The 19,661-nt window shown below is 62.4% G+C and carries 16 protein-coding genes; 10 read left to right on the top strand and 6 right to left on the bottom strand.

Annotated elements, in window-relative coordinates:
- Nucleotides 1–208: 208 nt before the first annotated feature.
- Complete coding sequence (locus tag JF545_RS18055) at nucleotides 209–955, bottom strand: arginyltransferase (RefSeq protein WP_206944362.1); 747 nt, start codon at nucleotides 953–955, stop codon at nucleotides 209–211.
- A gap of 207 nt (nucleotides 956–1,162) precedes the next feature.
- On the bottom strand, nucleotides 1,163–1,888 hold the full coding sequence (gene aat, locus JF545_RS18050) for a leucyl/phenylalanyl-tRNA--protein transferase (RefSeq protein WP_206944361.1): 726 nt from the start codon (nucleotides 1,886–1,888) through the stop codon (nucleotides 1,163–1,165).
- Between the two features lie 139 nt (nucleotides 1,889–2,027).
- On the opposite strand from aat, the gene JF545_RS18045 reads away from it, so the two are divergent.
- From JF545_RS18045 to JF545_RS18005, 9 genes are all read left to right on the top strand, one after another.
- Entirely contained in the window at nucleotides 2,028–5,768 is a 3,741-nt protein-coding gene (locus tag JF545_RS18045) for a DNA translocase FtsK (RefSeq protein WP_206944359.1), read from the top strand.
- Nucleotides 5,769–5,958: 190 nt separating this feature from the next.
- On the top strand, nucleotides 5,959–6,597 hold the full coding sequence (lolA, locus tag JF545_RS18040) for an outer membrane lipoprotein chaperone LolA (RefSeq protein ID WP_206944357.1): 639 nt from the start codon (nucleotides 5,959–5,961) through the stop codon (nucleotides 6,595–6,597).
- Between the two features lie 467 nt (nucleotides 6,598–7,064).
- The gene (locus JF545_RS18035) at nucleotides 7,065–8,852 is read left to right on the top strand and encodes an acyl-CoA dehydrogenase (protein ID WP_206944356.1); all 1,788 of its coding nucleotides are present in this window, start codon (nucleotides 7,065–7,067) and stop codon (nucleotides 8,850–8,852) included.
- 130 nt (nucleotides 8,853–8,982) lie between these two features.
- Entirely contained in the window at nucleotides 8,983–10,611 is a 1,629-nt protein-coding gene (locus JF545_RS18030) for an acyl-CoA synthetase (protein ID WP_206944355.1), read from the top strand.
- A 164-nt stretch (nucleotides 10,612–10,775) separates the two neighbouring features.
- On the top strand, nucleotides 10,776–11,627 hold the full coding sequence (locus JF545_RS18025; RefSeq protein ID WP_206944354.1) for a 3-hydroxybutyryl-CoA dehydrogenase: 852 nt from the start codon (nucleotides 10,776–10,778) through the stop codon (nucleotides 11,625–11,627).
- Nucleotides 11,628–11,895: 268 nt separating this feature from the next.
- Entirely contained in the window at nucleotides 11,896–12,669 is a 774-nt protein-coding gene (locus tag JF545_RS18020; protein ID WP_206944353.1) for an enoyl-CoA hydratase-related protein, read from the top strand.
- A gap of 91 nt (nucleotides 12,670–12,760) precedes the next feature.
- On the top strand, nucleotides 12,761–13,243 hold the full coding sequence (locus JF545_RS18015; RefSeq protein ID WP_206944352.1) for a GNAT family N-acetyltransferase: 483 nt from the start codon (nucleotides 12,761–12,763) through the stop codon (nucleotides 13,241–13,243).
- An 87-nt stretch (nucleotides 13,244–13,330) separates the two neighbouring features.
- Nucleotides 13,331–14,020 (top strand): aspartate/glutamate racemase family protein, encoded by a 690-nt coding sequence (locus JF545_RS18010; protein ID WP_206944351.1) that lies wholly within the window; start codon nucleotides 13,331–13,333, stop codon nucleotides 14,018–14,020.
- Nucleotides 14,021–14,285: 265 nt separating this feature from the next.
- Nucleotides 14,286–15,143, top strand: a complete 858-nt coding sequence (locus JF545_RS18005; protein ID WP_206944349.1) for an MOSC domain-containing protein — start codon at nucleotides 14,286–14,288, stop codon at nucleotides 15,141–15,143.
- On the opposite strand, the gene JF545_RS18000 is transcribed toward JF545_RS18005, so the two are convergent.
- Nucleotides 15,133–15,621: a nucleoside deaminase gene (locus JF545_RS18000; RefSeq protein ID WP_315900691.1), complete on the bottom strand. Its 489-nt coding sequence runs from the start codon at nucleotides 15,619–15,621 to the stop codon at nucleotides 15,133–15,135. The two genes, JF545_RS18005 and JF545_RS18000, sit on opposite strands and share 11 nt — an antisense overlap.
- Before the next feature lie 270 nt (nucleotides 15,622–15,891).
- On the opposite strand from JF545_RS18000, the gene JF545_RS17995 reads away from it, so the two are divergent.
- The gene (locus JF545_RS17995; RefSeq protein ID WP_206944347.1) at nucleotides 15,892–16,473 is read left to right on the top strand and encodes a DUF6624 domain-containing protein; all 582 of its coding nucleotides are present in this window, start codon (nucleotides 15,892–15,894) and stop codon (nucleotides 16,471–16,473) included.
- Nucleotides 16,474–16,522: 49 nt separating this feature from the next.
- Here the strand turns inward: JF545_RS17995 and JF545_RS17990 are convergent, their stop codons facing one another.
- The 3 genes from JF545_RS17990 to JF545_RS17980 all read right to left on the bottom strand — a co-directional run bounded on the left by JF545_RS17990 (nucleotide 16,523) and on the right by JF545_RS17980 (nucleotide 19,600).
- Nucleotides 16,523–17,158 carry a response regulator transcription factor gene (locus tag JF545_RS17990; protein ID WP_206944345.1) on the bottom strand — a complete coding sequence of 212 codons (636 nt, stop codon included), beginning with the start codon at nucleotides 17,156–17,158 and terminating at the stop codon, nucleotides 16,523–16,525.
- Nucleotides 17,159–17,278: 120 nt separating this feature from the next.
- A complete protein-coding gene (locus JF545_RS17985; protein ID WP_206944343.1) occupies nucleotides 17,279–18,880 on the bottom strand; it encodes a PAS domain-containing sensor histidine kinase in 1,602 nt (533 codons plus the stop codon).
- Nucleotides 18,881–18,940: 60 nt separating this feature from the next.
- Nucleotides 18,941–19,600: a 2OG-Fe(II) oxygenase gene (locus JF545_RS17980; RefSeq protein ID WP_206944342.1), complete on the bottom strand. Its 660-nt coding sequence runs from the start codon at nucleotides 19,598–19,600 to the stop codon at nucleotides 18,941–18,943.
- Between the last annotated feature and the right edge of the window lie 61 nt (nucleotides 19,601–19,661).

Raw genomic sequence — 19,661 nt, 5'->3', positions numbered from 1 at the left:
TGGTCAGGATAGCGCGATATTCTGCCGGATGCTGGGGCAGATGGCAAAGTGAGTTGCCTGAAAAAACGGCAGATGTCTAGGCTGAGGTCTGACGCCTTTGGCGTTTACCCTGTCACTGGCATGCCGTCGTTGCTGGCGGCATAGGCTGTCTGGATCGAGTGAGCAGTGGCGACCCTGGCGCGACTCAGGGCGGTACAGCGCCAGGCGTTCAGCCGTGTTCGGTAGGTACCAGCCGGCGCCACAGGCGTCCGTCCAGCCTTTCGAGGGGAGTGAAGTTGCTCTTGTAGCTCATCTTGCGACACGCCTCGATCCAGTAACCCAGGTATACGTGGTCAAGCCCTTTCGCCGACGCCATCTGGATCAGGGTGAGCACCGCCTGGGTGCCAAGGGATCGCCTCTCGAGGCTCTGCTCGGGGTCGAAGAAGGTGTAGATGGCTGACAGGCCGTGGCCGAGTTCATCGAAGGCGGAGACCGCCACCAGCCTGTCGTCGAGTCGCATCTCCAGCAGTCGGGCATAAGGCTGGTCGAGACTCAGAAAGGTGCGGTACTGTTCATGGCTTGGGGGGAACATGTCGCCATCGTGGTGGCGAGTGCAGATATAGCGCGCATAGAGATCATAGTGGGAAGAGTCGAAGCGGGCAGGTACCACATCGACGGTCAGATCGGCATTGCGCCGCATCAAGCGTTTCTGGCTCCTGTTTGGGCGAAATTCCGCGACAGGAATTCGCACCGAGACACAGGCATGGCAGCCTTCGCAGTGGGGGCGGTACAGGTGAAGCCCGCTGCGCCGAAAGCCGAGCAGCGTCAGCGCATCATATACACTCGGCCCCGGCGATTCCTTGGGATCAAGGAACAGCGTGGTCGCCTCTTTTTCTGGCAGGTAGCTGCAAGCGTGTGGCACCGTGAGGAAAAACCTCAGGTCGCGGACCGGTTGCCGCGGTGTGTTGCTGCTCAAGGCGGCCGTCTCCCTGTCGGATGGCGTCTCGTCGGTCGTCAGGCAAAGGCATGACCCGCTGCAATGGTCTCAACTGCCATGGTCTCAACTGCTGTGGTCTGAACTGCCGTGGTCTGAGCTGCAATGACCTCAACTCAATCATCTCAACTCAATGATTCCCACAGCAGGGGGCGTGGCGATGCACCCACTGCGATGGCAAGCGCCGAGTCAGACGTTGTCGACGCAAGCCACGTCAGCAAAAGACCACGCAGGCGTGACCAGAGCGTCTGTGTCCAGGCCATCCAGCCACTTCTCAAGATAGCCGATGAACTCGGATCGGGCGATACCTCTAGCGCCCAGGCTGGCCAGATGCGGGGTCTGCATCTGGCAGTCGATAAGCTTGCCGGCTCCCCGCTGCATCGCATGTGCCAGGTGGACCAGGGCGATCTTGGACGCGTCAGCCTCGCGACTGAACATGGATTCGCCAAAGAACACAGGACCAAGTGCTACACCATACAGCCCGCCTACCAGAGTGGTGTCACGCCATACTTCTACCGAATGAGCCACACCCATGCGGTGGAGTTGGTCATAGGCGCGGCGCATCTCGTCGATGATCCAGGTGCCATCCTGGTCGCCACCTCGGGGAGCAGCGCAGGCGGCAACCACCGACGTGAAGGCGCGATTGGCGGTGACCGTAAAACCTGCATTGCGGACGCGTTTGGACAGACTCCGACGCACGCGCAGTTCGTCGGGACGAAGTACCATGCGAGGATTCGGACTCCACCACAGGATGGGCTGGTCATCGCTGTACCAAGGAAAGATGCCGCGACGATAGGCGGCAATCAACCATTCGGGGGTCAGGTCGCCCCCTGCAGCCAACAAGCCGTCGGGGTCGTCAAGGGCCGTCTCGACGCTGGGAAAGGCGACCGGGTAGGGGGATAGCCAGGGTAGCATGGGGCTCCCTTCAACAGGGTTTTTGATCAACAGGCGAGTGTGCCCCCAGATGGCGGCACGCTCAAGCCGTCTGGGGCCTATTCGCTCACCGGCTGGCTCGGTATCATGAGGGCCAGTCAGTAGGATGGAAGACGCCGCCATGGCGCAAGGGGAAGGCCATTTGAGTGCCAACAAGAAGTCTGTGTCGTCTCGAGCGACGGCGGCAGCTGCCAAGGAGACCGCCAAGAAAGTTGGCCTGCGTCTGCACGGCTCTGCCAGGGAAGGTGTCATCATCGTGCTGCTGGCCGCCTGTGTGTTCCTGTTGCTGGCACTGTTCAGCTTTGAACCTGCAGATCCTGGCTGGTCGAGCAGCGGTCCTGAAACCGACGTCGCCAACTGGATGGGGCCGATCGGCGCCTGGCTAGCCGACGTGCTGTACTCGCTGTTTGGGGTCAGTGCCCTGTGGTGGCCGGGAATGCTGGCGTTCGCGGCGTGGTATCTGATTCGCTCCCGGCGGGTCGAGTTTGAGTGGGATGCCACTGCGCTAGCCGTTCGCTGTGGCGGCCTGGTGCTGCTGCTGCTGGGATCGACGACTCTCGGCGCGCTGTATTTCAACCACCCGGAAAGTGTGTTGCCGTATTCCACCGGCGGCATACTTGGCGTGGGGCTGGTCGGTGCGCTGCGCCCGCTAGTCGGGTATGGCGGCACAGGGCTGCTGGCGGTCGTCGGGATTCTGGGCGGGATGCCATTGTTCACCGGCTTGTCCTGGCTGAACGTGATGGACGAGGCCGGTCATCGTTGCCTGCTGTTGGGGCGTTGGATCAAGGCGCGTTTCGCGGGCGGCAAGGATGCCTCCGACGAGGCCATCACCGCGCGCAAGCAGGCCCAGGATCCGGCTCTTTCGGATGCTGAGGCAGATCGTGTGGAGTCATCGGTCGAGGACCACGCCCAGCGCGACATTCAGGACGAAGACGAGCAAGACGGCGCCGCGACCAAGCCTGCCTGGTGGCAGCGCTTGCTGGGCCGTCGTCGCGATGTCGCCTCCGAGCGCCCGCAGTGGGACACCGAGGACGGCACCGATATTCCATGGGAGGTGGCGGAATCCACGCCGTCAGCCAAACAGCCGGGGGCTGCCTATACCGAACGACTGGCGACAGCCGGCCATAGCAGCGCGGCCACTGAGCCCTCCATTGGGCTGAGGGCAAGCAGGGAGGAGCCATCGCCTGCCCTGGGTGCTGATGAGCGTCATGGGCTTGCCCCCGCTGCTAGAGATTCTGTCAGCCCCTCTCGGGAACACGAAAGGGAGGCTGGGACAGCCGCTCGCCGTGAGCCGTCTTTTGGCAGTGCACCAACCTCAGCCCGCGAGCGCCGGGAGCCCACCTTGGGCGCGAGTCTCGGGACAGGCGCGAGTGACGATACGGTTACGGGCTCGCCAACACGACACTCCGCTGACGTCAGGCGTGACACCCGCCAGCCCGCTGAGCCAACGTTTGCCCTGCGCGCTGAGCGCGATGAGCCCGCCGCCGGGGCTACAGCCCCTGAGCCGGCGGCCTCGATGCCCCATGAGACGCGCAGCGTGGCCCCAGAAAGCACCAGTGCCGAGGCCCAGGAGCGCAGGCTTGACGCTGAAACCGCGCAGAGCGGCGTATCAGCCTCTCCGGCGCCTCAAGATCACGCGGGCCAGCGTGCAGCCGAAGATGCCGCTGACGCCGGTGCGACGACATCGCAGCCTCCGTCGCCGGCTCACGCCGAGGGCGAAGCGCCACCTCAGGGCTCTGCTATTCGGGGCGCTGCTATTCAGGGACAGCACAGTACGAATCAGGGACAGCACAGTACGAACGCCCCGCAGCCGCCCAGCGAAGCTGCATCCTCCACAGCTGGTCCCTCTACAACTGGGCCCTCCACGGCTGGTTCCGCCACAGCTGGTTCCTCCACAGCTGGCGCTGCAGCTCCCGCTGCTGCTACCCCTGAAGCGCCTCAGCGCGAAGAAAGGCGGGCGGAGGATATCCCCGAGCCGGTGTTGCCAGACGACGGCGGCGCGCTGGCTGGTGGCGCCCTGGCGTCCAGCGCTGGACTGCTGTCATCCACGCACGAGGCCCCTCGGCGGGTGGTGAGCGCTCACCATGACAGCGTGTCGCAGCCCACCGTGGACAGTCGCCAGCAGTCGTCTGTGACGGCGGCAGAGGCTCCGCCAAGGGCCGACGCCTCTTCAGCTGAGCCATCGGCCGAGGACCGCGGGCATGTCCACCACCAGGATAGCGATGCGCCGGCCACTCCCCATGTGGCGACAGCGGAGCAGGGGCGGGAAGCGGCCGATCAGGGCGGCCCGACGCTGTGGACCGTGGAGCACCTGCAGAACCAGCGTTCCGGCTTCGATGATCTGCCCGAGCCCGATGGTGACTTGCCGGGTCTGCGACTGTTGACGCCGCCCGAGCCGCACCAGCCCAACTACACCGAAGAGCAGCTTGCCGACATGGCGGAGCTGCTGGAAATGCGCCTGCGCGAATATGGCGTGAAGGCCGAGGTGGTCGACACCTGGCCGGGTCCGGTCATCACCCGCTTCGAGATCAAGCCCGCAGCGGGAGTGAAGGTGTCCAAGATCAGCAACCTGGCCAAGGATCTGGCGCGTTCGCTGATGGTCAAGAGCGTCCGCGTGGTGGAGGTGATTCCGGGGCGTCCCACCGTGGGGATCGAGATTCCCAATCCCAACCGGGCCATGATTCGCCTGCGCGAGGTGATCGATTCGGATCGCTATCAGGACGAGGCCTCCGCTCTGACCATGGCATTGGGCCAGGACATCGGGGGAGCGGCGGTGGTCGCCAACCTGGGCAAGATGCCTCACGTGCTGGTGGCCGGCACGACCGGTTCGGGCAAGTCCGTCGGGGTCAATGCCATGTTGATCTCGATGCTGCTCAAGGCGACCCCTGACGAATTACGCCTGATCATGGTCGATCCCAAGATGCTTGAGCTGTCGGTCTACGACGGAATCCCGCATCTGCTGGCGCCTGTCGTCACCGACATGAAGGAAGCCGCCAACGCGCTGCGCTGGTGTGTGGCCGAGATGGAACGCCGCTACAAGCTGATGGCGGCCATGGGGGTGCGGAATATCGCCGGCTTCAACAGCAAGCTGGATGAAGCCGAGCGTGCCGGCGCCCAGGTGGCGGATCCGTTGTGGGAGCCTCAGCCGTGGGAAATGCATCAGACCCCTCCGGTGCTGGAAAAGCTGCCGTACATCGTGGTGGTGATCGACGAGTTTGCCGACATGTTCATGATCGTCGGCAAGAAGGTCGAGGAACTGATTGCTCGGCTGGCCCAGAAAGCGCGCGCCGCGGGTATCCATCTGGTGCTGGCGACCCAGCGTCCGTCCGTGGACGTGGTGACCGGCCTGATCAAGGCCAACATTCCCACGCGCATGGCCTTCCAGGTGTCGTCGCGAGTGGATTCGCGCACCATTCTCGACCAGGGCGGCGCTGAAAACCTGCTCGGTCACGGCGATATGCTCTATCTGCCGGCCGGCTCGGGCCAGCCCACTCGCGTTCACGGGGCCTTCGTCGACGATGACGAAGTTCACCGAGTGGTCGAGGACTGGAAGCGCCGTGGCGAGCCTGAGTACATTGACGAGATCCTGTCGGGGGGTGTCTCCGCCGATGCCTTGACCGGGCTGGAGGCTGAGGGCTCCGGTGACGACAGCGATGCCGAACAGGATGCGCTGTATGACGAGGCGGTGGCCTTTGTTACCGAGTCGCGGCGCGCATCTATCTCCGCCGTGCAGCGGCGTTTCAAGATCGGCTACAACCGGGCTGCGCGTCTGGTGGAAGCCATGGAAATGGCCGGTGTCGTGTCCTCCATGGGCACCAACGGCGGACGTGAAGTGCTGGCACCGCCTCCCGCAGGAGGCTAGCCCCCGATCGTCGCATGCGTCGCTTTTTGGCGACGCATGCGGCGCTACCATGAAACGACCATGCAATAGACGGTTGCGTTTGAGACCCATGGCAACTTGCCAGGCATACTGGGCTCAAAGGGACATGCCCGTTCATGCCGGAGCATCTTCGGCACGACAGGGAAATCGACCATATCGACGGAGAGACGCTATGCCTGCACGCCTTACCCTGACTTCCGGCCTGGCCACGCTGGCACTGGCACTTGCGGTGCCTGCTACTGCGCTGGCGGATGGTGCCGAGCGACTGACGCGCATGCTGGAGCCGCTGAACACCTACTCTGCCGATTTTGAACAGCAGATTCTGGACGGCAGCGGTCAGCGACTGCAGCGTACGGAGGGTCACATGTGGCTGTCACGTCCCGGCAAGTTCCGCTGGGAGGTAGAGGCGCCGTATGAGCAGGTGGTGGTATCGGACGGCAGCGAAGTCACCTTGTTCGACCCGGACCTGCAGCAAGCTACTATCCAGGCCCTGGACGAGCGCGTTACGCACACGCCTGCCTTGCTGTTGTCGGGAAGTGCCAGCGAGCTGACCGATAGCTATAACGTGTCGAGCTCCCAGCAAGGCACCTCGGAGACCTTCACGCTGGAACCCAAGGCGGCCGACACCTTGTTTGAAAGCCTGCGCCTGACCTTCTACAGCGAGGAGTTGGCGGCACTGGAAATGACCGACAGCACCGGCCAACGCACGGCGATTGCCTTTGACAACGCCGAGCAGAATGGCCAGATCGACGACGGGCGCTACCAGTTCGATATTCCCGAGGGTACCGATGTCATTCGCCAGACACCCTGATCTACGGGTCCGGTAGGGTCGTCGCTCTGATGTCTTGGCCTTTCACGGCCAGTCAGGACATAACAGAGACCCGCGACCTGATGCCGCCGTCGCCCCTTCGGGCGGCGGCGCTGTCTTTTCTGGCCACTTTTTTTCTCTGACCCCTTTGCCGCAGCCTCCGTTCTGATTACCGCCTTCATCGCTTCTCGCTTCTTTACTCTCCCTTATCCCTTATCCCTTATTCCTTCCCCCTGGGGGCATGCCCCGTCACCTCTGTGTACGGCAGGATGTCTGCCGAGCACTGACAGGGCGTCGCCACGGGGCCTGGTCCTGGTCAGTTGCTGGCCCCATCTCAGTGCGTGCACCTTGCCGGTCTGAGCATGGACCTTGTCGAAGATCACCGTTTTACGGTTTTTCGACCTTGGCCCAATAGTTTGCGTCGACTAGGGAATCTACTATCGCGGGTATCGTTTTCATGAGGTGCCCCCATGTATCCCTACGCCGCTCCTTTGAAAGACATGGCCTTTGTGCTGAGTGAGTTGCTTGAGCACAAATCCCTGGACCTGCCGGTCTTCGGCGAGGTCAGTCCTGATCTGATCGATGCCGTGCTGGAAGAAGCCGGAAAGCTAGCCACCGATGTGTGGGGGCCCCTGAATGCCACAGGGGATCGCCAGGGCTGCCAGCGACGCGACGACGGCGGGGTGACGCTGCCGGATGGGTTTGCTGAGGCTTACCAGGCCTACGCGGAAGGCGGCTGGAATGGCATTGGTGTGTCCGAGTCGCTGGGCGGACAAGGGTTACCGGAGGTGGTGGCCAGTGCTGTCCAGGAAATGTTGCATGGCGCCAACATGGCGCTGGGCCTGTGCCCTATGCTGACAGCCGGTGCGATCGAAGCACTGGCGCACCATGGCGATGAAGCACTGCGCGAACGCTACCTGGAGCGTCTGGTCGAGGGTAGCTGGACAGGTACCATGAACCTGACCGAGCCCCAGGCAGGCTCTGACCTGTCACGCGTACGCACCCGAGCGGTGCCAGAGGGCGATCATTTCCGCGTGTTCGGTCAGAAGATCTTCATTACCTGGGGGGAGCACGATGCAGCGGACAATATTATCCACCTAGTGTTGGCACGCACCCCTGATGCGCCCGAAGGCAACAAGGGCATCTCGCTGTTTCTGGTACCCAAGTTTGTGGTCAATCAAGACGGTAGTCTGGGCGAGCGCAATGACGTCGTGTGCGCGTCCATCGAGCACAAGATGGGGATTCATGGCAGCCCCACCTGCACCCTTAGCTTTGGTGAAAAGGACGGGGCCATCGGCTATCTGGTCGGTGAACCCGGACGCGGCCTGAATCATATGTTCACCATGATGAACGAGGCACGTCACAAGGTAGGGATTCAGGGCATCGGTGTGGCTGAGCGTGCCTGCCAGCATGCCGTGGCCTACGCCAACGAGCGCTCCCAGGGAAGAACACCGCCAGCCCGAGGTGGCGAGGCCTGTGATATCGCCCAACACCTTGATGTGCGCCGCATGCTGCTGTCGATGCGGACCCGGACTGACGCCCTGCGCGCCCTGGCGTTGCTCTGTGCGCAGCAGCTGGATGTTGCACGGCATCACGATGATGCCAGCGTCAGACAGGCCGCCCAGGCCCGTGTGGATGTGCTGATTCCGGTGGTCAAGGGCTTTTCCACCGACCAGGCCGTGGAGATTGCCTCCATGGGGGTGCAGGTGCATGGCGGCATGGGCTTTATCGAGGAAACCGGTGCTGCCCAGCTGCTGCGAGATGTGCGCATCGCGCCGATCTACGAAGGTACCAATGGTATTCAGGCCCTAGATTTTGCCGGGCGCAAGCTGCAACGTGATGGTGGCGCGGCGATGTCGAGCCTGCTGGATGACGTCGATGGCACCGCCCAGGCGCTGGGGTCTCACCCGTCACTCGAAAAGCTGGGCCATGAGCTGGCGGCGGTGACCCAGGATCTCCGGGCCTGCCTTGCCAGGGTGCTGGAAGAGGGCAGCGACGAACACAGCGGAGCGGATGCGGTGCAAGCCTACGCCACTCCCTTGCTGTCATTGGCAGGACACGTCCTGTGTGCATGGCAGATGGGGCGTGCGGCTCTGGTCGCACGAGCCGCTCTGGACGCCGGGCAGGATGACGAGTTCTATCGTCGCAAGCTGGTCTGTGCCGACTTTGCGATTCGTCAATGGCTGCCCAAAGGGCGCGCGCAACGGTCTGTGATCGAAGCCGGTTACCAGGACTGGCTGTCACTGTCACTCGCGTGATCTCGTGGCCGCCGAGCCTTCTCGGCGGCTATCTTTGTTTCAGGCCCATTCCACTTGCCATTTATCCTTCGCCAACGGAAGACGCAGGCCGTCACTGGGTCAACATGCGCCATAAAATAAGGAGTTACTAATGAGTAGTCTTTATGACCAGGGGATGCCACGCAACACAGCCAACCATGTGGCGATCTCTCCGTTGACCTTCATCGAACGTACGGCCAGCGTCTATCCCGATCTGCCTGCCATCGTGCACGGACAGGTGCGCCGCGACTGGGCCACCACCTGGCAGCGTTGCCGTCGCCTGGCCTCGGCGCTGGAGCAGCGCGGGCTTGGCAAGGGGGATACCGTATCGGTGATGTTGCCCAACGTGCCGGCCATGTTCGAGGCCCACTTCGGCGTGCCCCTGGCAGGCTGCGTGCTGAATACCTTGAACATTCGCCTGGATGCGGCGGCCATCGCCTACATGCTGGAGCATGCTGAGACCAAGGCCATCCTGGTAGACCCCGAGTTCGTCGAGGTGGTGGGCGAGGCGGTGAAAGGCCTCGAGCAGCCCCCCTTGATCATTGATGTGCTGGACCCTGAGTTCGAGGGGAACGCCGAGCGTCTGGGGCAGCTGGAGTATGAAGCGCTGTTGGCGGAGGGTGACCCTGAGTATCCCTATCGGCTGCCAGAGGACGAGTGGGACGCGATCTCGCTGAACTACACCTCGGGTACGACCGGCAAGCCCAAGGGGGTGGTCTACCATCACCGAGGCGCCTACTTGAATGCGGTCAGCAATATTCTTGAATGGGCCATGCCACACCATCCCGTCTACCTGTGGACGTTGCCCATGTTCCACTGCAATGGCTGGTGTTTTCCCTGGACCATCGCCGCCAACGCCGGGGTCAACGTATGCCTTCGCAAGGTTGACCCCAAGCGCATCATGGAGTTGATCGCAGACGAGAAGGTCAGCCACTTCAGCGGGGCGCCGATCGTACTTAACGGCCTGGTCAACCTTGAGGCGGCAGACCGTCGACCCATCGATCATCCGGTCAAGGCGACGACGGCCGGCGCAGCACCGCCAGCGGCGGTGATCGCGGGCGTTGAAGCGATGGGAATCGACGTGACCCATGTCTATGGTCTGACCGAGGTCTACGGTCCGGTCACCGTGTGTGCCTGGCGCGAAGCCTGGGATGCGCTGCCGCTGCAGGAGCGCGCCCGCCTCAAGGCCCGACAGGGTGTGCGTGGTCACATGCTGGAAGCACTCTGTGTGGCCGATCCGGTGACGCTAGAGCCTGTGCCGAAGGATGGGGAGAGCATTGGCGAGATCATGATGCGCGGCAACAATGTCATGAAGGGGTATCTCAAGAATGAGGCCGCCACCCGAGAGGCGCTGGACGGCGGCTGGTACCACACCGGCGACCTGGCGGTCTGGCATGCCGATGGCTATATCGAGATCAAGGACCGCTCCAAGGACATCATCATTTCCGGGGGCGAGAATATCTCGACGATAGAGCTCGAGGATGTGCTGTATGCGCATCCTGGCGTCGAGGAAGCCGCCGTGGTGGCGCAGCCCGACGAAAAGTGGGGAGAAAGTCCCTGTGCATTTATCAAGCTCAAGGCGGCTCATTCTGAGGTGACCGAACAGGACATCATCGAACACTGTCGCGAGCGCTTGGCGCGGTTCAAGGTGCCCAAGCGCATCGTGTTTGCCGAGCTGCCGAAGACCTCCACAGGCAAGATCCAGAAATTCATGCTGCGTCAGCAAGCCAAGGAAAGCTGACGCCGCCCGCCTAGGGTATGCCACCTGCCGAGGAACGTTGCATGACGCCGCCGGTCATCTCCGGCGGCGTTGCTATATGATCCAGCGTTATCGTGCACTCACACAGATATGTCGCAGATGTATCACCGATTAACCATTGAATGAAACCTTAGAGGGACGATGCCATGAGCGAGACTCTGATCGGAGTCGTGGGAGGCGGTACCATGGGGCAGGGGATTGCCCAGGTGCTGATTCAGAGTGGTTTCCAGGTCACGCTGTGTGATGTCGCTGAGGAAGCCCTTGAGCGCGCGCAGACAGGAATAGCCAAGGGACTTGGCAGGCTGGTGGAGAAAGGTCGCCTCAGCGAGCAGGATCAGCAGGCTGCCAGTGCCCGCCTGGCGACGTCCACGTCGCTTGATGCACTGGCAGATCGGCAGGTGATTATTGAAGCCGCCCCTGAAGCCGCAGAGCTCAAGGAACGGTTGTTCAAGGAGCTGGACGCGCTCAATCACCAGGCCATTCTGGCCTCGAATACCTCCTCGCTGTCGCTCACTCGACTGGCCGGCGTGTGCCAACGGCCCGAACGGGTGGTGGGTATGCACTTCTTCAATCCGGTGCCGGTGCTCAAGCTGGTCGAGATCATTCGCGCTGAACAGACCAGTGACGCCACGGTGGCTCGTGTCGAGGCGCTGGCGGAGGCCATGGGCAAGACGTCTGTGGCGATTTCAGACTCGCCGGGCTTTGCGGTGAACCGACTGCTGGTGCCGATGATCAACGAGGCAGCGTTCCTGGTGCAGGAAGGCGTCGCCAGCGTAAACGATATCGATACGTCCATGCAGCTCGGCGCTGCCCATCCCATGGGGCCCTTGGCCTTGGCCGACCTTATCGGCCTGGATGTCTGCCTGGCGATCATGAATGTGCTGGCGGAAGGCTTCGGGGATCCGAAGTACCGTCCTTGCCCCTTGCTGAAGCGAATGGTCGATGCAGGTTATCTGGGCCGCAAGAGCGGGCGAGGATTCCACGACTACAGTGGTTGATGCGGCGTATATGCGCCAAAAGAATGGCTTGTGAGCCTACCAAGCGTTCGCTAGGGTGATGCGAAAGCCAGGTCTTGAACCCCGGTCTTGAAAGCTCGGTCTTGAGAGCCAGGCCTAACTATCACGGTTTCGAGCACAGCGTTGTGAAGCACGCGCTAGATCCCATGCTTGTTCGGGGCGTCTGGCAGTCACCCGTCCCGGGCGAGTGGCGGAGGGCGGCTGAAGCCTTCACAGCGGTGTCTGTCCCTTTACGTACAGGAGTCCCTGCATGAGTGAGCAACTGGTCGAGATGACCGATACAGGCGGCGTTGTTCGTCTGACCATCAACCGCCCCAAGGCGCTGAACGCTCTCAACAGTGGAGTCATTCAGGCGTTGGAAGACGTACTGGACCAGCTGGAAGGCCGCGAAGGGCTGCGTGCGGTGTTGATGACCGGCGCTGGCGAAAAGTCGTTCGTGGCAGGGGCCGACATCACCGAGATGCGTGAGATGTCACCTCAGCAGGCGCGCGACTTCGCGGCCCAGGCGTTGAAGACCGTCAAGCGACTTGAGACGCTGCCAGTGCCCGTGGTGGCCCTGGTCAACGGCTTTTGCCTCGGAGGCGGCTGCGAGCTGGCTCTGGCCTGTGACTGGGCGGTGGCCAGCGACAACGCCGTGTTTGGTCAGCCGGAGGTTCTGTTGGGCGTGATTCCTGGCTTCGGCGGCTCACAGCGCCTGCCGCGCCGGGTGGGGCCGGCCATGGCGCTGGACCTGTGCACCACCGGACGCAAGATTGATGCCGCCGAGGCGCTGCGTATCGGGCTGGTCAATCAGGTGATGTCCCAGGCGGAGCTGGAAGACTATGCCCAGACCTTGACCAAGCAGCTCGCTGGCAATGGTCCGGGAGCCGTGCGCAGTGCCAAGCAGGTCATCCACGATGGCATGGATCAGGATCTGGACAGTGCGTTGGCGCTGGAGACCAGCCTGTTCGCGCTGTGCTTCGCCTCCGACGAGCAGCGTGAAGGCATGAGCGCCTTCGTCGAGAAACGCAAACCCAACTTCTGACGGCGCGGGTTTGTCATAGCCTCAACAACACGGCCCTGGTGTTTACCAGGGCCGTGTTGTTGTAGGAAGGGGATGGGAAGGGGCATGGGGCATGGACGGCGATAGGGTGACGCTCGAGGGATGCGCAGAGGCTGACGTGGCAGAAACGCTAGTGCGTCATCAGATGGCAGATGACTACCTTCGCCACGGGCTGACCTGGGACAGTGAACGGTTTCACCAGCGTTTCCCCGAGAGGTGCTGGCGCTGGGCGGTCTGTGACCGTGGGCGAGTGGGGTTGCTGGCATGGGAGCAGAGTGCTGATGTTGTCGTGCTGCGGGAGCTGCATGTGGTGCCGGATGAACGCGGCAAGGGAATCGGTACGCACTTGCTCGCACTGTGGGAAGACATGGCGCGCTTGTCGGGTGCTCAATGCCTTCGCCTGCGTGTGCTGTCGGGGAGTCGCGCCGTGTCATGGTATCAGCGACAGGGGTATCAGCAGGTGCGAGGCTGCCCGACTCCCCATGGCCAGGTGCTGGGCCTGGAGAAAGCGGTTGTTCATGATCGCGCAGCCCACTCAGGAGCAGCAAAGGGTTGAGGTGATGGATACTGTTCCTCTCAGCGGGTCCCTGTATGCTGTGGGTTAGACGATACTGACGTCAGGGATGATTCCGGGAGGGCGGGCATGAAGACCATCGGTTTGTTGGGTGGAATGAGCTGGGAATCCACGGTGAGCTATTACCAGTACCTCAATCGTGGCGTCAACGAGACCCTTGGGGGACATCACTCGGCCAAGATCGTCCTGGTCAGCGTCGATTTTGCCGAAGTCGAGGCATTCCAGCGGCAGGGGCGCTGGGAAGACGCTGCCGCCTTGCTGGCAGGCGCTGCCTGGCAGGTGCAGGAAGCCGGCGCCGACATGCTCGTATTGTGCACCAACACCATGCACAAGGTGGCACGTCAGATCGAGAAGGCCGTGGATATTCCCTTGCTCCACATCGCCGACTCCACTGCGGATGCACTGGTCATGGACGGGATCAAGCGTGTTGGGCTACTGGGTACGCGTTTCACCATGGAGCAGGGATTCTACAAGGATCGGCTCGAGGCCTTCGGAATTGACGTCAGGGTCCCTGACAAGCCCCAGCGCGAGCAAGTGCATCGCATCATTTACGATGAACTGTGTCATGGCCAGATCGTGCCAACGTCTCGCGATGAGATGCTGGCCATCATGGAGGAGCTTGCCGCTGATGGGGCCCAGGCCGTGATTCTGGGGTGCACCGAGATTGCGCTGCTGGTCAATCAGCAGGATACCTCGGTGGCGCTGTACGACACCACGGCGATCCACGCGAAAAGGGCGGTAGAACTGGCCATCGGCTGAGCGTCAGCCAGCTTGCCTGACACTTACCACAGCGGCGTCATGGATCCTGTGGGCGCTGTCACGCTGGGGCGACACGATAGGGCGACACGAAAGCGTGTCACGATAGGGCGACACGAAAGCGTGTCACGACAGCGTGTCACGACAGCTCGCTGTGATAGATCGTCTCGACAGTCTGTTACGACAGCGTGTCGGCATTGTCGGGTAAGATCGCAGGGCTACCGCTCACCGCCACGTCGAGCGCACCCACCACTGACAAGGAACGTTGATGAAGCTGTCCTCTCTCGCCTGCTATCCGGTGAAGTCCCTGCAGGGAATCACCCTGTCCCATGCGGAACTTACCGAGCGCGGCCTGGCCCATGATCGTCGCTGGATGCTGGTCAATCCCGCGGGCAAGTTCGTCACCCAGCGCGAGCTGCCAGCGCTGGCGACCATCGGTGTCGTCCTGACCGAAACAGCGCTACAACTGCGTCATGCGGATATGCCGCCCTTGGTGGTGCCATTGGCGGATACCAGTGGGGCCATGCTGGATGTGAGGGTCTGGGCAAGTGACTGCCAGGCGGAGGATGAGGGCCCTGAGGCGTCACAGTGGCTCGCCGCTGCGCTGGGCGCTCCTCAAGGATCCTTGCGCCTGGTGCGACTCCCCGATTCCGCCAGAAGGCTGGTCGAAACCGACTACCTGTCCCCCCAGGAACAGGGCGTGGTTCATACTGGCTTTGCCGACGGCTATCCACTGCTGATTGCGTGCGAGGCGTCTCTGGCGGCGCTCAACGAGCGACTGCTGGCCAAGGGAGAAGACCCCGTCCCGATGGAGCGCTTCCGTCCCAACCTGGTGGTGTCGGGCGCTGACGCCTTTGCTGAGCGTGACTGGAGCAGCCTGGCGGGCCCAGGCTATCGACTGGGGCTACGCAAGCCCTGCAAGCGTTGCAAGATCATTACCCTTGATCAGCGCAGTGGCGCTGCGCCTTCCCCCAAGGAGCCCCTCAAGACGCTGGTCGAAATGGACACACAGCCTGGCTGGAAAGGCGCCTACTTCGGTCAGAATGCCATCATCGAAGACGGTGTCGGTGCCGTGCTCAGGGTCGGCGACCACCTGGAAGCAAGCCAGCGTCCTGTCACCCTCTGAGGCGCTTCTCCTGGTGGTATCGGCGATGCAGTTCGCGAATCGCATCGCCGAACGCTGCGACTGGCCCGTCGACCTGAAGGCCCGGGACAATGGATCCAATCGGTAGCGGTGCCACCGGTGCCGGGGCGACCTCCCACTGCGCCAGCCATTGACCCAGTTGTTCAGACGAGCTGGCGTAGACAATCCTGCCAAGGCCGACCCAACCGTGGGCGGCGGCGCACATCGGGCAGTGTTCTCCCGATGTGTATACCGTGGCTTCCCTGCGCTCCTCTGCTGACAGGTGGGTGGCGGCCCAACGGGCGATGGCAAACTCGGGATGCTGAGTCGCGTCACCCGCCGCGACATGATTGTGGTCCTCAAAGCGTATCTTGCCGTGGCCATCGACCAGCAGCGAACCAAAGGGTTCGTCGCCCTTGTCCAGGGCCTGCTGTGCCAGTTCGATGCAACGGCGCAGGTGATGGAGGTCGGTCTCATTCATCAGCATGTCCTCATAAGTGGCAGCATTGACAGCGTCGTCTGCTAGGCCTGGGATGCCTCGGAGGAGGGATGCCAGGGTGTTTCCATGGACTCTAGCATGCGGGTTGACCCCACGCTGCGCTCGGCGACGCCAGTTTTTTCTTTGCTGAAACAAGCCTGCTTTGTCGATGTTTTCCTACGGAGCGGTCGGAGAATCGACTATTGATGCAGACCATTAACCCTAGGAGTCTGTGATCAAGCGTGGCAGGTCAGCGGATACGAGGTGCTCGGGATGACGATACGCAAAGGAGTGTTGGCCCAGCAGATGATCACGCTGCTGCAACAGGACCGGACGTTGCTGGAGGAACTCAGCGCTTCCGGGGAACTTCCCTCGATGGATTATCACCCGCGGGTTCGGGCGTTGTATCAGGACAATGCCGAGCGGCTGTCGGGGATCATCGATCGTCAGGGCTGGCCTGGCCGCGATGCCGCAGGCGAGGATGGTTGCGAGGCGGCGTGGCATATCGCCATGCATGCGGTGTTTGACGTCGACTTCATGCAGCGCTGCTGTGTTGCCCTGAAGCAGGCCGTTGGCGACGGTCAGGCTCCCGGGTGGCAGCTGGCCTACCTGGAGGATCGGATGCGCGTGCTGATGGGACAGCCGCAGCGTTACGGCACCCAGTTCGAGATTGGTGAGGATGGCTGGCCGGTCCCTGGTGAGATCGAGAACCCTGCCGACGTGGACCGACGCCGACAGGCGCTGGGGCTGGAGCCGCTCTCTCAGCGCCTGGCCCGGCTGCGGGGTTCACCTCAGGGGCCTTCCTGGCGTCAGGAGCGAAGCGCCGGCCCTGACCGATGGCGTGATTCGGCCTGAGGCGAGAAGGTGTTCGAGGTGGCGATACTCGCCAGGCGAGTGCGTGATGTTAGTGAGTGGCCGGAAGCGCATCGACCAACTCCAGCGCAACGGCCATTCGAATCAGTTCAGCCAGATTGGCGGCACCCAGCGTCTTCATGATGCGCTGACGGTAGACCTCAATGGTCTTGGCGCTGAGGGATAGCTGTTCAGCGATTTCACGGCTGGTCAGGCCCCGCGCCACCTCCCGCAGGATGGCTTGCTCATTGGCTCTCAGCGTGTCGTAGCGACGCTTCAGCTCCTGCTGTCGCGACCAGTGGTTCATCTGGCAGTGATGGAGATCCAGCGCCTGTTGAATCGTGTCGATCAGCTGCTGCTGGTTGAAGGGCTTTTCGATGAAATCGAAGGCGCCTGCCTTCAAGGCTGCCACCGCCATGGGGACATCACCGTGCCCCGTCATCATGATCAACGGCAGGTGCTGGTCGCGCTGGGCTAGCCGCTGCTGGACCTGAAGCCCACTGAGTCCTGGCATGCGCACATCCAGCAATAGCACCTGATGCGAATGGGTCGAGGCAAGAAAGTCATCACCGCTGGAGTAGCCTCTAGCGCCGAGTCCTACCGACTGCAGCAGCCAGGCCAGCGACTCCCTCAGATCTTCGTCATCATCGACGATGGCGACGGTGGCAGGCGGAACATCATGGGACATGGCAGTTACCGAGGTGGTCTGGCGAGCCTGGACATGTGGTGAGCACATGCTGACCGCCGATAACAGAAAACAAGCAACGTCGTTATCCTATCCGATTGGGGCCCTGCCGGGGACTGTTCATCACGCTGGCGCTGGTGCCCAGACGCGCGCGAGGCTGATGCGAAAGCGTGCACCGGTAAAGGGGGAAGACACCTGGAAGCGCTGAGAATCCTCTGGCACTGGAGCTCGGCAGGTTGCGCCGTCACGACCAGTGTCCTCAAGCGTCAGCCCTCCGCCCATGGCCTCCAGCAATGACAGACTGATCGATAGCCCCATGCCAAGGCCCTCCGGGCGACTACTGACAAAAGGCGTGAAGAGCTGTGGACGCTGATCTTCAGGGACGCCTGGCCCGTCATCCAAAATGTCGATGCATACCGTATCTGCGCCGGTGGGATAGGCATCGACGAGGATACGGGGAGGCGAGGTAGTGGCCACCGTGTCGCGGCAGGCGTCTAGCGCGTTACGAATTAGGTTTACCAGTACCTGCTCCAGCCCCTCGGCGTCGGCAGTAACGTACAGGCCAGGAGGCGTCATGCACCAGATGAGCTGAACCCCTTCGTGGCGGCACTGTGGCTCCCACAGGTCGACCGCCGCAGAGATGATGGCGGAGAGGTCCTGGGGGGCAAGGTGCAGGCTGCCACGGCGAACAAACCGGCGAATATGCTTGAGACGGTCCGATAGCCGCTGAATCTGATGGCTGATTCGGGTGAGTGGAACGGTGAGCTCACTGGCAGGCTGTTGGGGATTGCGTTCAAGCTGCATCAGCGCGCCACTGGCATAGTTGCTGAGGGTCGCCAATGGCTGGTTGCACTCGTGGGCAATCGTGGTGGCCAACTCGCCGAGGGAGGCCAGCCGATTGGCATGAGTAATCTGTTCCTGGTGGCGCCGCGCTTGCGCTTCTGCTTCCAGACGCAGGCTGAGGTCTCGATTGACCAGGGATAGCTGGGCATGGCCTGCCTGTTCACGGTGTTGCTGGACCACACTGAGCACCGGAATGTCACCGCCAGGGCTGGCCAGGGCCAACTCTCCGCTCCAGCGTCCATGCTGGTGAATGGCTGGCAGTACCTGCTGGCACCAGGTCTGGGTGGCCTGGGTGGTCAGCAGCTGGCGAATGGCCAGCGAGGGGCTGTCCTTGGCAAGGCCCAGCAGCTCGCGAGCCGCCTGGTTCGAGTAGACCAGCGTCTCGTCTTCATCACAGAACAGCACGTAGTCCGTGGTCGATTCGACCACCCGTGCCAGGCGTTGACGTCTCGCTTCTTCCTCGACCCGCCGGCTGACATCGCGGGATACGCAGAGTATGTCGATCAAGTCGCCGGTGGCGGGGTCTCGGCGAGTTCGGCTCGTGGTCTCGAACCAGATGTAGTGGCCTTCACGGGTGCGGAAACGGTAGGTCTGCTCGTAGAAGCCTTCGTGGTAGTAAATGCTGGGTGACTTGCTCAGCAGGGCGGCCAGGTCGTCGGGGTGAAACATGTCATAGGCGCAGATGCCCACCAGCTCTTCCGGCGCAAAGCCGAGCAGCGACTGCGAGGCCTGGGACGCATAGAGAAAGACGCCGTCCTGGTCGTGCCGCGAGATTAGATCGGTGGTGCTTTCCGCCAGCCACTGATAGTGACGTTTTTCTTCTTCCAGCCGCGCGATGGTTTGCTCGAGCTCACGCAGCCGGGTGTCGGTAGTGGTGGACATGGGCACACTCGATAGCGATATGGCTTGTCTGGCAAGCGCAGGTCACACAGGGCGGCTGACTCAGCGCGCGGGGTCGATCATGCCCCCGAGTGAGGCGTTGCGTCGGAACCAGCCCGCGATGCTGGCCCGGGGGTGTCGCGTTGGCAACACTTCATGGGGTACTTGCTCTGACAGGAAGCACACCAGGGTCCCAGCCTGTGGCGCCACACGCGCCACTTCCCGATCCTGGTCATCGCTTGCGTAGATCACCATCTCACCGCCGCCGTCCTCAGGCCAGTCCGGATTGAGGTAGCCGACCGTGGAGACCACACGGTTGGCGCGGCCGCGAAAGCTGTCGAGGTGGCGACGATAGAAGGCGCCGCTGGGGTAGCGTGCCAGGTGCGCTTCATACTCGAACAGGCCGAGAAACAGGCTGGCATTGAGGGCCTGCTGCAATTCCCCCATGGTGTCCAGGTAGCGCCGCTGAGCCAGGGTTTCCCGGTCGAGCCAATGGATGGCGTCTCCGCGAATATCATCGCGGGTTTCGTGCTCGTTGCCGCGTCCTATACCTGCCCTGGTCAGGGCCTCTAGACGAGCGCGGTCCTCGATTTCGCTGTGCAGGGCCTGGCAAAGCGCCGGATCCAGCAGTTCCTTGCCGATATAAAAGCCTTGCTCCACCAGCGCCTCGATCAACTCGTCGAGGCGGCCAGGGGGTAGAGGGCAAGCGTCTGGATAGCTCATAGTGCCTAAGTCGTCTCTTGCCAGGTGATGTCATGTGCCCTTGCGAGCCAGTGGTGGCTGT

Source organism: Halomonas litopenaei, assembly GCF_017303055.1.
Taxonomy (GTDB): domain Bacteria; phylum Pseudomonadota; class Gammaproteobacteria; order Pseudomonadales; family Halomonadaceae; genus Halomonas; species Halomonas litopenaei_A.
This window is presented reverse-complemented; position numbering and strand designations above follow the sequence as displayed.